At 56.9% G+C, this 14,343-nt stretch carries 14 protein-coding genes and 1 tRNA gene; 5 read left to right on the forward strand and 10 right to left on the reverse strand.

Going from position 1 to position 14,343, the window contains the following annotated elements; translation table 11 throughout:
- Positions 1-184 precede the first annotated feature (184 nt).
- Together ACOTXI_RS17180 and ACOTXI_RS17185 are read left to right on the forward strand one after the other, a co-directional pair.
- Positions 185-598: a hypothetical protein gene (locus tag ACOTXI_RS17180; RefSeq protein ID WP_255411149.1), complete on the forward strand. Its 414-nt coding sequence runs from the start codon at positions 185-187 to the stop codon at positions 596-598.
- Positions 599-606: 8 nt separating this feature from the next.
- A complete protein-coding gene (locus ACOTXI_RS17185; RefSeq protein ID WP_008807102.1) occupies positions 607-1,500 on the forward strand; it encodes a Kiwa anti-phage protein KwaB-like domain-containing protein in 894 nt (297 codons plus the stop codon).
- A 58-nt stretch (positions 1,501-1,558) separates the two neighbouring features.
- Here ACOTXI_RS17185 and ACOTXI_RS17190 read toward each other — a convergent pair whose 3' ends face one another.
- From ACOTXI_RS17190 to rraB, 5 genes are all read right to left on the reverse strand, one after another.
- Entirely contained in the window at positions 1,559-2,821 is a 1,263-nt protein-coding gene (locus ACOTXI_RS17190; protein WP_047718127.1) for a tyrosine-type recombinase/integrase, read from the reverse strand.
- Positions 2,822-2,985: 164 nt separating this feature from the next.
- Positions 2,986-3,070 (reverse strand) — tRNA-Leu (locus ACOTXI_RS17195).
- Positions 3,071-3,174: 104 nt separating this feature from the next.
- Positions 3,175-3,897, reverse strand: coding sequence for a hypothetical protein (locus tag ACOTXI_RS17200; protein WP_058654278.1), 723 nt, complete (start codon positions 3,895-3,897; stop codon positions 3,175-3,177).
- Between the two features lie 30 nt (positions 3,898-3,927).
- Positions 3,928-4,686 carry a tRNA isopentenyl-2-thiomethyl-A-37 hydroxylase MiaE gene (miaE, locus tag ACOTXI_RS17205; RefSeq protein WP_058654279.1) on the reverse strand — a complete coding sequence of 253 codons (759 nt, stop codon included), beginning with the start codon at positions 4,684-4,686 and terminating at the stop codon, positions 3,928-3,930.
- Between the two features lie 46 nt (positions 4,687-4,732).
- Entirely contained in the window at positions 4,733-5,158 is a 426-nt protein-coding gene (rraB, locus tag ACOTXI_RS17210; protein ID WP_003862940.1) for a ribonuclease E inhibitor RraB, read from the reverse strand.
- Between the two features lie 99 nt (positions 5,159-5,257).
- Between rraB and argL the strand changes: the two genes are divergently transcribed.
- From argL to xynR, 3 genes are all read left to right on the forward strand, one after another.
- Entirely contained in the window at positions 5,258-5,353 is a 96-nt protein-coding gene (argL, locus tag ACOTXI_RS17215) for a putative translational regulatory protein ArgL (protein ID WP_213014347.1), read from the forward strand.
- Positions 5,323-6,327: an ornithine carbamoyltransferase gene (argF, locus tag ACOTXI_RS17220; protein WP_010427327.1), complete on the forward strand. Its 1,005-nt coding sequence runs from the start codon at positions 5,323-5,325 to the stop codon at positions 6,325-6,327. Before argL ends, argF begins: the two co-directional genes overlap by 31 nt.
- A gap of 310 nt (positions 6,328-6,637) precedes the next feature.
- Entirely contained in the window at positions 6,638-7,396 is a 759-nt protein-coding gene (xynR, locus tag ACOTXI_RS17225; RefSeq protein WP_058654280.1) for a DNA-binding transcriptional repressor XynR, read from the forward strand.
- A gap of 4 nt (positions 7,397-7,400) precedes the next feature.
- Here xynR and ACOTXI_RS17230 read toward each other — a convergent pair whose 3' ends face one another.
- The 5 genes from ACOTXI_RS17230 to ACOTXI_RS17250 all read right to left on the reverse strand — a co-directional run bounded on the left by ACOTXI_RS17230 (position 7,401) and on the right by ACOTXI_RS17250 (position 14,198).
- Positions 7,401-9,011 (reverse strand): glycoside hydrolase family 43 protein, encoded by a 1,611-nt coding sequence (locus ACOTXI_RS17230; RefSeq protein WP_058654281.1) that lies wholly within the window; start codon positions 9,009-9,011, stop codon positions 7,401-7,403.
- Between the two features lie 11 nt (positions 9,012-9,022).
- On the reverse strand, positions 9,023-10,405 hold the full coding sequence (locus ACOTXI_RS17235; protein ID WP_023293405.1) for an MFS transporter: 1,383 nt from the start codon (positions 10,403-10,405) through the stop codon (positions 9,023-9,025).
- A gap of 226 nt (positions 10,406-10,631) precedes the next feature.
- Positions 10,632-12,599: a xylonate dehydratase YagF gene (yagF, locus tag ACOTXI_RS17240; RefSeq protein WP_058654282.1), complete on the reverse strand. Its 1,968-nt coding sequence runs from the start codon at positions 12,597-12,599 to the stop codon at positions 10,632-10,634.
- A gap of 14 nt (positions 12,600-12,613) precedes the next feature.
- The gene (gene yagE / locus ACOTXI_RS17245) at positions 12,614-13,522 is read right to left on the reverse strand and encodes a 2-keto-3-deoxygluconate aldolase (RefSeq protein WP_058654283.1); all 909 of its coding nucleotides are present in this window, start codon (positions 13,520-13,522) and stop codon (positions 12,614-12,616) included.
- Between the two features lie 223 nt (positions 13,523-13,745).
- The gene (locus ACOTXI_RS17250; RefSeq protein ID WP_058654284.1) at positions 13,746-14,198 is read right to left on the reverse strand and encodes a YhcH/YjgK/YiaL family protein; all 453 of its coding nucleotides are present in this window, start codon (positions 14,196-14,198) and stop codon (positions 13,746-13,748) included.
- Positions 14,199-14,343: the final 145 nt, after the last annotated feature.

The following is a 14,343-nucleotide window of genomic DNA, read 5'->3' on the forward strand; positions in this document are numbered from 1 at the left end:
CTGATGATCTGTTCGTCGGAAAAACGCTTCTTCATGGGGATGTCCTCATGTGGCTTATGAAGACATTACTAACATCGGGGTGTACTAATCAACGGGGAGCAGGTCACTTCTTACTGCTAGCTCAGTAGCTCCCGTATTTTTCACCTTAGCCTTCCTGTCCTATATATCAAAGCACTACAAATTCATGATTGCTTACCTATCTCTAGGTGTAACTATTCTTTTATTGTGTGTTTTGATCGTCAAGTATGCAATAAACCATAACTCTGTCACTAATAAAAAATTAACAAATGCCTCTCCTGCCGATAAGGAAATAACAAATTACTTTTTAACCTATCTGTTTCCCTTGATTAGCGGGCCAGAAGCTTTCATGGACGTCAGGATTGCGTCATTTTTTGCTTTGAGTTTGTTTTTTTACATCAGCTTTTCAGGCTCTTACAGCTTCAACCCATTGTTGTCCTTTTGGGGATATAAATATTATGAAGCTGAAGATGATACAGGTGTAAGCTTTGTTGTATTATCAAAAAAACCATTGCTAAAGGCATCAGGCAATCGTATTAATTTGATTAAGCTTACTGATTACACATACATAGCAATATAGGAACAAACATGGAATTATTTGCAATAACAGATAATACCGTTGGCACTCGCATTGTTAAAATTGTTACTGACAGACCAACGCAAAATGTAATAACTCAGTTATTCAATGAACAAAAAACATTTTTTGAAGATCGCTATACTGAAGGAGTAGAGTTTTCAGGTGGATATATCACAAGCGGTGATGAGTTCTTTGTAATTCCTGATTTTGATGATGTTATAGCTGTATTGGATGCAATTAATAACCCCACAGCAATTCCCGAATGGGAACCAGAAGATATCTCTGTATTCAATATTATCGCTCTTTTTTCAGGTTATCCTGAAGAGAATGAAAAACCTGCAATCGCCTTGATTCAAAGCTTCGATAAAAGACAAGTCATTGATAATAGAAGAACAATCTTTCACAAACCTTTTCAAGCAGGTAATACCTTCTGTCAGTCTGCTGAGCATGGCATCGTCATTGATAATAAACTAACAGCCATTCTAACAGGTACAGAATTGAAATTTAAAAGTTTCCATATGCTGCGTAGGATATTCGATGTGGATGCATATTTCCGAGAAGCCACAAATGAAGAGTTAACAACTTTTTCTTCCCATGAAAAATTTTCAGTTGCTCAGGGATTTGATTTAACGACTATTGCTGATTCAGTCATTAGAAAGAAAGTTTCCTTGATTAACAAATCAAGAATACTTGAGGACTACTCTGTCACTGAGTTAAGGATTTCAGCAGCTGAAATTGGTGTCGTTTTAGATACTGAAAATGCTGGCGAATTTGAGAAAATAAAAATGCCACAAATAAGGAAAGACGTTAAAAGATTATTGCACTTCCTAGATGAAGACTATTTCACCTCACATATAACAAGAACGCTGTATCGAGCAAACTCTAAACGTCGAGAAGATGTATAAATTTTTGTTAAGTGGAGGCTAGAAGACCTCCACTTAAATTAGAAAACAACCACCTTATTTAATTATTATATTTTTTACCGTAATCATATGGTGTAATCATTTTGACTCTACTCTCTTCCAAGTAGTTAGCCCACCATTGCACCATCAGCCTACGCTCATCCAAGTGCTCAGAAGTATGAATATAAGCTGCACGCACATTATTACGCTCTGAATGGCTCAACTGCCGTTCTATCGCGTCATCGCTCCATAACCCTGACTCACCGAGCGCACCACGCGCCATCGTCCTGAATCCATGCCCGCAAACCTCAGTTTTCGTGTCATACCCCATCGCACGCAACGCACTGTTTACCGTGTTTTCACTCATGACCTTAGTTGCATCGTGATCCCCCGGAAAAAGCAGCTCTTTATCACCACTAATCTGCTTTAACTGGGCTAACAAAATCATCGCCTGCCGACTAAGCGGAACGATATGCTCCTCTTTCATCTTCATGCCACGGTATGAGTAACGCACGCCTTTAATTTCTTCTCGCTTTGCAGGTACACGCCAAAGAGATTTATCGAAATCAAACTCTTCCCAACGAGCAAAGCGTAACTCGCTGGAACGTACAAAAGTTAGCAGAGAAAGCTCAACCGCGATCCGCGTCATTACACGGCCACGATATGCATCAAGACGAGCAAGAAACTCAGGGAACCGGCTAGAGGGTAAAGCAGGATAGTGTCGTGCTTTGGTGGTTGATAAAGCACCAGCCATATCACTGGCCGGGTTAGAGTCGATGTAATCGTTCTGTACGGCATAACGCATAATGGCCGTCACACGCTGCTGAAGACGCTGTGCGACGTCATGTTTGCCACTGGCATCAACTTTTTTAATCGGGGCTAACAGGTGGCTGGTTTTGAGCTGGCGAATGTCGGACGAACCGATATGAGGGAAGATATAAAGCTCAAGATAGCGAAGAACGCGCGATCGATGGTCTTCACTCCAGCGCTTGTTACTGGCATGCCATTCGCGAGCAATGGTTTCGAAAGTATATGCACCCGAATTCTCGGCCTGAGCTTCTTTCTGTTCGGCTTTTGGGTCAATGCCCTGTACTAACAGCTTTTTAGCTTCGTCGCGCTTGGCTCTTGCCTGAGCAAGCGTCACAGTAGGCCAAACACCAAAAGCAAGGCGATCCTCTTTTTTGTCAGAGGGGCGTCTGTATTTCATGCGCCAGTATTTAGACCCCTTAGCCGAAACTTCGAGATACAAACCGCCGCCATCGGCCATTTTGTAGGTTTTGTCTTTGGGCTTTGCGGTCTCTACCTGCCTGGCGTTGAGCTTCATTTTGGGGGCACATTTCTTATCGAAGTTAAGATGCCCCCAATTATGCCCCCAATGACATCCGGATTTCAACGGACAACCTCGGACGACTCAGGACATAAAAATCGCTGCAAGCATTGATTTTTAAGGGAAAATTGGACTTTCTCGGATGGTCTTGGAAGTACTAATGGTGCCGAAGGCCGGACTCGAACCGGCACGTATTTCTACGGTTGATTTTGAATCAACTGCGTCTACCGATTTCGCCACTTCGGCACTGAAGGGGATGCGGAAACGTTGTGGATTATACCTGTCGCGCGCCGCCATGCAAGCGACGACGCGCTAAACCCGCGCTAAGTGCCCAAAAAACCAGCGCCCTTTCACTCCAGCTCAGACACAGCCAGACGAATCACCCCCGCCGCCTTCTGCTCTGGCAGCGCCAGCACCTTCGCCCACATCTCCTGCACCATATCGCAGGAGAGCTTCTCTTTGCCCACCGCCTTCTCCGGCATCTGCAGCAGCTGGATGTCCTCGCCGTACTTATCGGCAAGTTCCTTCATAATCGGCCGCACGTCCTCGACAGCCGCCTCGCGCTCGGCTTGGGTCACGGTGTGGCGATTTTTGCCGTAGGCCGCGCGCATCATGTCGGCGTCGGCCTGCATGCGCCGCGTCATCAGGTCTTTATCCAGCATGCGCATCGGGTTCACGCCGCCCTTCACCATCGGGTAGAGGAAGCGGAAGCAGGCGTCGTCGCTCACCTTCTGGATGGCGGCGGTCTGCTCCATGTTGATGGTCATGTAGTTCACCACGTTGGCGTCCGGGGCGTTTTGCAGGCGCGACATCTGCAGATGCAGGATCTGCGGCTGGATGGTGTCGATAATCTGCTGCTCCGGCTCGCCCGCTTTTTGCAGGGCGGCCATCTGGTCGAGGATGCGCTGATGCAGCGCGGGCTCCTGCTCCTTAATCACCTGCCAGGCGGGCATCGCGTTAAGGGCGTTATCCATCTGCCGTTCCGGGGCGCGCTGCCTGTCGAAAAACACCCAGAACGCCACGGCGGCAGCCGCAATGACGACAATCACAATACGGGTCCACGTTTTATTCATCTCGCATCCTTATCCTTGAGTTATGCCGGTTTACACCGGCACGCCGCTGTGGAAGCGAAACTCGTTGTCCGGTGTCGAGATAAGTGTGGCTTCAATTTCGCCAAAAAGCTTTATGCGCGGTGAGATATCGTCGTCGCTCACCTGCCGGGCAAGCGTCAGGTAGTCCTGATAGTGGCGCGCTTCCGAGCGCAGCAGCGAGAGATAAAACTTCTGCAGGTCGTCGTCGAGGAACGGGGCCAGCGCGGCGAAGCGTTCGCAGGAGCGGGCTTCGATGTAGGCGCCGCAGATGAGCTTGTCGATCAGCGTCAGCGGTTCGTGAGTGCGCACTTCCTTCAGCATCCCTTTGGCGTAGCGGCTGGCGGTGATTTTGACGTACGGAATGTCGCGGGCCAGCATCGCCTCGCGCACCTGCCAGAAGTGGTGCAGCTCCTCTTTAATCAGCAGCACCATGCTGTCGATGAGCGCCTGGCCCCACGGGTCGTCGGTTTTGGGCATCACGCTTTTGCCTATCTGCCTGTGCAGGGCGATGAAGTCCGGCTCCGGGCCGTCGCGGAAGGTGAACTGTTCGTAGGGTTTGAGCCAGTCGAGCAGCGCGTCGGCACCGCTTTCGTCGGCGACGTATTTGCGCACCAGCAGCAGCGCGGTCTGGGCGGCCTTGAGCTCGCACACCATGTGGTCGGTGAGCAGCAGCGGCAGGTTCACCGGGTCGCGGGCTTTATCAATCCATGCTTGCGGGGTCGGGCACTGGAGGAAGTTGAGTACGGGGGCGAGTATCTGCGGGTAATCCATGGTTCTGCCTTGAAAAAGCGGTGGCGCGGGCCACCGCCTGAAACGCTTAGTGACGCACGCCGTCGTCGTCTTCGTCGACGTAATCTTCGTCGTCACCTTCTTCGCCGTCTTCACCGTTCGGATCTTCGAAGTAGGTTCCCCAGCCGTCGTATTCCACCTCAAACTTCTCGGCCAGGTTCATCAGCTGTTCCACCTGCGCATCGATCAGCTCCGCCTTCAGCGCGCCTTCGCTCAGGATGTCGCAGCAGATGACGGTGTCGCCCTCTTCCACTTCCAGCTCTTCCGGCTCGGTCACTTCGTAACCCAGCTTGAAGGCTTCCACGGCCATTTTTTCCAGCGCGTCGAAATCATCCGCAGAGAAATGGTGCTCGATGGTGTACAGCGCGTCCGGATCGCTACCGTCTTCCAGCAGCTCTTCAATAATCAGACGCGTCTCTTCGCGTTGCTCTTCCAGTAATTCCGGGTTTGCCATGGCTCAATCCTCTTTAAAGTGCGGCAGATACTTCTATTTTCACACACGGACGGGTTTGCCTCCACCTTTGTTGGAAAGATTTGTGAAACGGGGTTGCAAATGAATAATTACACATATAAAGTGAATTTTAATTCAATAAGTGGCGTTCGCCATGTGAGGATAAAATGTCTGATCTGTACAAGAAACACTTTCTGAAATTGCTCGACTTTACCCCTGCACAGTTCACTTCTCTGCTGACCCTTGCCGCACAGCTCAAAGCCGATAAGAAAAATGGCAAGGAAGTACAGAAACTTACCGGTAAAAACATCGCGCTCATCTTCGAAAAAGACTCGACCCGTACCCGTTGCTCTTTCGAAGTTGCCGCATTTGACCAGGGCGCTCGCGTCACGTATTTAGGGCCGAGCGGCAGCCAGATTGGGCATAAAGAGTCAATTAAGGACACCGCGCGCGTGCTCGGGCGGATGTACGACGGCATTCAGTATCGCGGCCACGGCCAGGAAGTGGTCGAAACGCTGGCGCAGTATGCGGGCGTGCCGGTGTGGAACGGGCTGACCAACGAGTTCCACCCGACGCAGCTGCTGGCGGACCTGCTGACCATGCAGGAGCACCTGCCGGGCAAGGCGTTTAACGAGATGACGCTGGTCTACGCGGGCGACGCGCGCAACAACATGGGCAACTCGATGCTGGAAGCGGCGGCGCTGACCGGGCTGGATCTGCGCCTGGTGGCCCCGAAAGCCTGCTGGCCGGAAGAGAGCCTGGTGGCAGAGTGCAGCGCGCTGGCGGAGAAACACGGCGGGAAAATTACCCTGACGGAAGACGTGGCGGCGGGCGTGAAGGGCGCGGACTTTATCTATACCGACGTGTGGGTGTCGATGGGCGAAGCCAAAGAGAAGTGGGCGGAGCGGATTGCGCTGCTGCGTGGGTATCAGGTGAACGCGCAGATGATGGCGCTGACCGGCAACCCGGACGTGAAGTTCCTGCACTGTCTGCCGGCGTTCCATGACGATCAGACCACGCTCGGCAAGCAGATGGCGAAAGAGTTCGACCTGCACGGCGGGATGGAAGTGACGGACGAGGTGTTTGAGTCGGCGGCGAGCATCGTGTTCGACCAGGCTGAAAACCGGATGCATACGATTAAGGCGGTGATGGTGGCGACGCTTGGGGAGTGATTGACTCCTCTGCGGTCTGGTGCCCTCACCCCGGCCCTCTCCCACAGGGAGAGGGAGAACACCCAACCCGTAGGCCCGTGCAAGCGTAGCGCCGCCGGGCGAATCAGGCGGTGATGCGGCCTGATGCCCTCTCCCACAGGGAGAGGGAGAACACCCAGCCCGTAGGCCCGTGCAAGCGAAGCGCCGCCGGGCGAATCAGGCGACGATACGGCCTGATGTCCTTTCTCCCACAACCCGCTCTACTCAATTGATTTTTCACCCCGAAAAAGGTACGTTTTCGCCTTAATTCCAGCGTGGACATACCAGCATTATGCCGATTATTCAGTCTGTTGAACGTGCGTTGCAGATCCTCGACCTGTTCAACGAGCAGGCCACCGAGCTTAAGATCACCGACATCAGCAAACTGATGGGGCTGAGCAAAAGTACCCTCCACTCGCTGCTGAAAACCCTGCAGCTTCACGGCTATATCGATCAGAACCCGGAGAACGGCAAATATCGCCTCGGCATGAAGCTGGTCGAGCGCGGTCATTTTGTCGTGGGCTCAATCGATATTCGCCAGAAGGCGAAAGGCTGGCTGACGGAGCTGTCCCAACGTACCGGGCAGACCACCCATCTGGGGATCCTGGACGGGCGTGAAGGGGTCTATATCGAGAAGATTGAAGGCAAACTGGCCGCCATCGCCTATTCACGCATCGGCCGCCGCCTGCCGGTTCACGCCACCGCCATCGGCAAGGTGTTGATTGCCTGGCTGGGCGAGACCGAGCTGAACGCCCTGCTGGAGGGTTATCAGTACACCACCTATACCCCTTCCACCCTCGCCTCTCGCGAAGCATTAATGGCCGCTCTGGCGCAGACCCGCGAGCAGGGTTACGCCCTGGATAGCGAAGAGAACGAGCAGGGCGTGCGCTGCGTGGCGGTGCCGGTGTGGAACCATGAATCCCGCGTGATTGCCGCCCTGAGCCTGTCGACGCTGACCTCCCGCGTGGACGACGCAGAGCTGGCTGGTTTCCGCGAGCAGCTTCAGCAGGCCGGGCTTCAACTTTCACGCGCGCTGGGCTACCCGGCCTGAGCCGTTAAACCGGCTCGTAGGTGAAGTAGTCGAAGTCCGCATGACAGCCGTCACCGCTGATGTCCTCGCAGTGCAGCCCCACAAACGCGCCGGTAAAGAAGCCGCGCCCGCCGATGTAGTCATCCGACAGCTTCCAGGCCTCATACGTCACCGGCACGGCGTGCCACGTCTCGCCGTCGAACGAGTAGCTGTAGCGGTAGACCAGCGTATCCACGTCCACGCGCAGCCAGATGCTCTCCGCACTCTCCGGCACCGGAATCGGCTGCTCGTGCAGCGGCCATGACGGCACGTTGTGGTCGAGCTGAATAACCTTGATGGTTCTCCCCTGCCCCTCCTCGTAGTCCACAAAGCAGTAGCTCCAGTTTTTACTGTTGTAGTAGCAGGTCAGCCCCGCGCTCTGCTGGAAGTGGACCGGCGAGAACTGCATCCGCGTTTCGGATCGGAAGGTGAAGTGCTGCCAGCGGCGCGCCACGGTCGACTGGGTGAAGGTGGAGTTGAGCGAGTCGTTGCCGTAGAGCCGTAAATAGCCCGGGCGCGCGGTGAGCGAGCCGAGAGTGTCGTCGAACGGAACGCGCAGGGTTTGCAGTTCCGGGTCGAGCGTGCTGCCGTCAAAGTCCTCCCGCCAGCTACCCTGAACGGATGCAGGCTGCTCCGCCACCTGCGGGCCTTTCACGGTCAGCTGCGCGTGCTTGCCGCCTTCCACGTATGGCCAGCCGTCGCGCCACTCAATGCGGGCGATGCCGGTCTCGCGCCCCAGCGGGCAGTAGCCGCGTCCGCCGGAGGCCAGCAGCGGCACGCCGGGCAGACGCAGCGGGCGGCTGGTGAGGTAGGCCATGTACCACTCCCCGGTGTGGGTCTGCAGCAGCGAGCCGTGGCCGCTCTTCTGCAGCGGGTTCTCCGGCAGGTGCCAGCTGGTCATCATCGTCACCTCCGGGTGCAGCTCGTACGGCCCGTCGATGGTTTTTGAACGCAGCACCACAACCGCGTGCTCGTAGCTGGTGCCCCCTTCGGCCACCATCAGGTAGTACCATCCCGCGTGCCGATACAGGTGCGCGCCCTCGGTGTAGCAGAGCGGCGTGCCGGTAAACAAGGTTTTGCGCTCGGGCGAGAGGGTGCCGGTCTGCGGGTCAAACGCCTGCATCACGATGGTGTTGTGCGGGTTGCTGTGGTGGCGCGGCCCCCACGGACGGTAGAGGTAGTACTTGCGGCCATCGTCGTCGTGGAACAGGGACGGATCAAACCCGCCGTTGCCCATCGGGATCGGCTCGCTCCACGGTCCCTCAATGGACGGCGCGGTGACGAGGAAGTTGCGGCCGTTTTTCCACGGCGAGTCGACAATCTTCACGTCGGTGTAGAGCAGCCAGAATTTGCCGTCGGCGTAGCTCAGGCACGGCGCCCAGATGCCGCCGGAGTCCGGGTTGCCCTTCATGTCCAGCATCGACACGCGGTCCAGCGGGGTGCTGACCAGCGACCAGTTTTTCAGGTCGCGGGAGTGGTAGATGCGCACGCCCGGGAACCACTCGAAGGTCGAAGTGGCGATGTAGTAGTCCTCGCCCTGGCGGCACAGGGACGGGTCCGGGTTGAAGCCGGTCAGAATGGGGTTAGTGATTTCCATATTGCCTCCGGTTAATGGGATGCGGCTGTCGCGGCGTCGGGAACGGCCTCGCCCTGCGCCGCGCGGTGCTTGATCAGCTGCTGACTGATGGCCTCCACGCGGGCGTCGGTGAGCTTGTAGAACGACAGCATGATGAACATGCCCGCGTAGAGCACCACCGGCACTACGCAGAACAGAATTTTGATGGTGGTGAGCACCTCGACCGGCTGCACGCTGCTGCTGGCGGAGTAGTTGACGTACGCGAGGATCCAGCCCACCACCGCCCCGCCAATCGCCAGGCCAATCTTCAGGCTGAACAGGTAGGTGGAGAACACCAGCCCGTCCAGGCGTCGCCCGCTGCGGCTCTCCTCGTAATCCACCACGTCAGAGGCCATCAGCCACTGCAGCGGCGTGGTGGTGTTAAAGACGAACAGGAACAGGATGTTGAGGGCGAAGATCAGCGCGATGTGCTCGGCCGGGGTGACGAAAATCAGCAGGCTGATGAGCGAGTAGGCGACGATGATCCACTTGAAGGCGGTGACGCGATCGAAGCGGCCCAGCAGTCGGGAGGAGCAGAGCGAGCCAAACATGGTGGCGAGGCTGCCGTAGAGTAAAAACTGGGTCGCCATCTCCGGGTGATCCATCACGTATTTGACGAAGTAGAGCGTCGCCCCGCCGCGCACCACGTTGGAACAGGTCGCCATCATCTTGAACGCGCACATGATCCGCCACTGGCCGTTGCCGAGCAGCAGCTTGAGATCTTTCGCCACCGACGAGCCCGGCTGCACCTCAAAGGTGTAGCGCTCTTTAGTGGTGAAGAAGCAGACGTAGAGCAGCACCACGCCGGTCAGGCCCAGCACGCACATGGCGCCGAAATAGCCCACCTGCTCGTCCCCCTTGCCGATGATGCTCACCAGCGGCAGGGCAATGCCGCTGATGGCGAGCGATCCCGCCGCCGCCAGGAAGAAGCGCCAGGACTGCAGGGCGTGACGCTCTTTCGGGTCGGCGGTAATGACGCCGGGCATGGCGCAGTACGGCACGTTAACGAAGGTGTAGACCAGGGTCAGGAGAATGTAGGTCACGCAGGCGTAGATGATTTTGCCCTGCGCGGAGAAGTCCGGCGTGTAGAAGGTCAGCACGCAGACGATGCCAAACGGGATGGCGCCCCACAGCAGGAACGGGCGGAACTGGCCGTGCCGCGTGCGGGTGCGGTCGACCAGCAGCCCCATCAGCGGGTCAGTCACGGCGTCGAGCACGCGGGAGATTAAAAACAGCGTTCCCATAATGCCCGCCGACAGGCCGAAGACGTCGGTGTAGAAGTAGGCCAGCAGGAACATGGTAGCCTGCCAGACGAAGCCGCAGGCGGTGTCACCCAGCCCGTAGCCAATTTTGTCTTTCATGGTTAATTGCGTCATCAGAATTACACCCTTATGTAGTGTGCTGAATTACAACATCGTGTTAATGGAGTGTAATGAGCTGTTCAATTAACCAGCAATGGTCATATCTTATTTCCGAATTACGTTATTTTGCTTTTGTGACGCCAACGATATATCACAACTTATTGTTTAAATTAGCAAATTACAGACATGCGAAAACCGTCCGCAGAATATTTCCCGCAGACGGTTTTATCTTAGAAAATAATTAAATGCCGAGCGCTTTTTTACCGGCGTTAATTACCTCGATAATTTTATCGGTGTCATAAATACAGCCTTTCCAGGTGCCGCCGCTGACCGACTGTAATGCTGCCCACAGGCGGGTGTCGTCCGGCAAAAAGTCGTGGGCGTGCAGGTCCGGGTGCGTCTGCCGCATTGCCAGCTCGCGTGCCCCCTGCTCCGGCGTCAGCGGGTTATCCACGGTGCCGATAAAGTTGACGCTGCCCGTTAATGTCAGTCGGTCGACGGCTATCTCGATGATGTCGTTATCGCGCAGCTTACCAATCGGCCCGCCCGCCAGCGCCTCCGGCGACACGTGGCCGAAGCAGGCGCCCGTCGACACGCCCGAGAAGCGCGCATCGGTGATTAACGACACCGTCTTTCCCCACGAGATATGCTTCAGCGCGGAGGTAAGCTGGTAGGTCTCTTCCATGCCGGTGCCGGACGGCCCGCCGCCGATCACCACCATGATATCGCCCTGCTTAATCTCTTCCCGCTTGATGGCCTTGATAGCCTGCGCTTCCGAGACAAACACCCGCGCCCGGCCGGTGTGGCGGTAAACGCCATCTTCACCGACGACCGACGGGTCGATCGCCGTGGCCTTGATCACCGAGCCTTCCGGCGCGATGTTGCCCGTCGGGAAGCAAACCGTTGAGGTCAGCCCTTTCGCTTTTGCCTTCTCCGGCGGCAGGATCACGTCATCCGGATCCACGCCGTCCTGCTCGCGCAGGCACTGGCGGAAGCGCTCACGGCGCTCGGAGGCCTGCCACCAGTCGAGGTTTTCGCCCACCGTCTGGCCGGTCACGGTCATGGCGTCCAGGTGCAGAAGGCCAAGATCGCGCAGGTGAAGCATCACCTCCGGCACGCCGCCCGCGAGGAACGCGCGCACGGTCGGGTGATAGTCCGGGCCGTTGGGCAGCACGCTGACCAGGCGCGGCACCCTGCGGTTGACGCGCGTCCAGTGCTCTACGTCCGGGATCGTGCAGCCCGCCGCGTGGGCGATGGCCGGGATGTGCAGCAGTAAATTCGTCGAGCCGCCGAACGCCGCGTGGATCACCATGGCGTTTTCGATGGCTTTGTCGGTGAGGATATCGCGCGTGGTGATGCCGCGGTTATCCAGCTCGCTCACCGCCCGCGCCGACTGGCGGGCGATCTCCAGCCACACCGCCTGCCCGGACGGGGCCAGCGCGGAGTGCGGCAGCGCCAGCCCCAGCGCCTCCGCGACCACCTGCGAGGTGCCCGCCGTGCCGAGGAACTGACACCCGCCGCCCGGCGAGGCGCAGGCGCGACAGCCCAGCTCGGCGGCCTCTTGCAATGAGAGTTCGTGGTTGGCGAAGCGCGCGCCGATGGTCTGGACCTTGCCCGCGTCTTCCCCCACGGTCGGCGGCAGCGTCGCCCCGCCCGGCACCAGAATGGTCGGCAGGTCGTGCATCGCGGCCAGGGCAATCATGGTGGCGGGCAGCCCTTTATCACAGGTCGCGACGCCAATCACCGCCCGGCGCGTCGGCAGGGAACGGATCAGGCGGCGAAACACGATCGCCGCGTCGTTACGGTACGGCAGGGAGTCGAACATGCCGTGCGTGCCCTGAGAGCGCCCGTCGCACGGATCGCTGACGAAGGCCGCAAACGGGATCCCGCCGTTGCGGGTGATCTCTTTCGCCGCCGCCTGCATCTGCATGCCGATTTCCCAATGCCCGGTGTGGTAGCCCAGAGCGACCGGGCGTCCGTCCCCGGCGCGGATGCCGCCCTGGGTGCCGATGATCAGCACCTCTTTGCCGGTCAGCTTGTTGGCATCCCAGCCCATCCCGGCGTTCTGCGTCATGCCGAACAGGTTGCCGCTGGGGGATTCCATCAGCATCTGCGGGGTCAGCGGCAGCGCGCCCTGCGGCCCCGCCGCGTGGGTGATCACCGCATAAAACGCATCGTCCTGTGGGGTGAAAATCTTCTCGATGGTCATGGTTATCGTCCGGCTCAGCAGAGCTTGAGCTGTTGCAGCAGGGTTTTCAGCTGCGCCTTGCGCGGCTCGTCCAGCGGCGAGGCTGGCGGCAGGACGTGCGTAGAAATCGGACGACCGCAGAGCACGATCGCCTCTTTAATGACGTTCACAAACGGCGTATCCAGCTGATACATCTGCGGTATTTGCAGTAAGGTCTGATGATACTCAGCCGCTTTCGCCACGTCTTTATCCCGCCAGGCTTTCAGAAGATTCACCGACACCTGCGGGGCAAAGTTGCCGCTCGCCGAAATCGCCCCGTCGCCGCCGAGCAGCAGGGTATTAAACAGATGATCGTCGTAGCCGCACAGCACGGTGAAGTGCGGATGGGCGGCTTTGACGGTGTGGATCATGCTGCGCAGATGGGCGACGGAGTCGATGGTGTCTTTGATGCCGACGATGTTGCTGCGCGAGTCGGCCAGGGTTTTGACCAGCGCCGGGGTCAGATCCTGCCCGGTCAGCGCCGGGAAGTTATAGAGCATCACCGGCAGCGTGACGCTGTCCGCCACCTGCTCGAAATAGCGGATCAGGTTCGCTTCCGACACTTTCCAGTAGTAAGGGTTGATCACCACGATGCCGTCCGCCCCAGCCTGCTGCGCGTGCTGGCTGAGCGCAATGGTTTCCCGGGCGTTAGTGCCGCCGGTGCCGATCAGGACCGGCACGCGACGATCGACATGATCGATAGCAAATTGGGCAATGGTTTTACGCTCTTCGGCGCTGAGCTGGGAAAACTCGCCGCCGCTGCCCAGGAAGAACAGACCGTCAACGCCTGCTTTGATGAGATCGTCGATCAGCGCGGCGGTGCCCTGCTTATCGAGCTGGCCATCGGCGGTAAAAATGGTGGAGACAGGGGGAATGATTCCCGTAAACAACGCGGACTGCGGCATGAGATCTCCTTGCTGAATCATTTTGTTCTACATTATAGAACGATGTTCGATAAATTAACGATCATACTATGACGCAGGAAAAGCGCAGGTAAATGAGAGATGGAGAGGGAGTGCGGGAAATTTAAGCTGGATCACATATTGGAAGGTGCGGCCTGATGCCCTCACCCTAACCCTCTCCCACAGGGAGAGGGAACTTTTACACCCTCTCCCCTTGGGAAAGGGGTTACTCTACAAGCATCTTCACCACCACTTTCCTGACCTTAGCAGGTGCCCCCACCGCGCACAGCGGCTTGTGCACCTCACCCGGCCAGAACACCACAAAATCCCCTTCGCTCAACACCACGGTTTTCTCCTGCTCGCCTTCCGGCAGGGACGCGATGTCTTTGTCCGCCAGCCAGTCGGTGTCCGGCGTGCCGGGCGGCAGGGTGCTGAAGGTCATCCCTTCCTGTCCCTTCATCACGATCTGAATATCCAGATAGCGCGCGTGGTACTCGGCGCGACGCTCGGCGAACGGCTGGGTTGTATCTTCAGAGACCAGATAAAACAGGCTGTTGCCGTTGACGTCGTGCTTGCCGAGCGGCGTGGTGTCGGTGACGTGAGTTTTAACGTGCTCAATGGCCTGTCGCAGCTCGTCAGGCAGCCAGGAGTGCAGATGGTGGATGTTGCCGATAATCATCAGAAAACCCTCGATATAAAACAGCGTTTCATTTTTATCTTTTATACGAGAATCCCGACTGCCATACCAGCGCTTTTTAGACGGGTTTTGCGCGAACGCATGTTTATCGGGAATGGTGTTAATTTGCTGTTAAGCCCTCGCAGGC

Source organism: Enterobacter cloacae complex sp. BZL2005 (assembly GCF_049238885.1).
Classification (GTDB): domain Bacteria; phylum Pseudomonadota; class Gammaproteobacteria; order Enterobacterales; family Enterobacteriaceae; genus Enterobacter; species Enterobacter roggenkampii.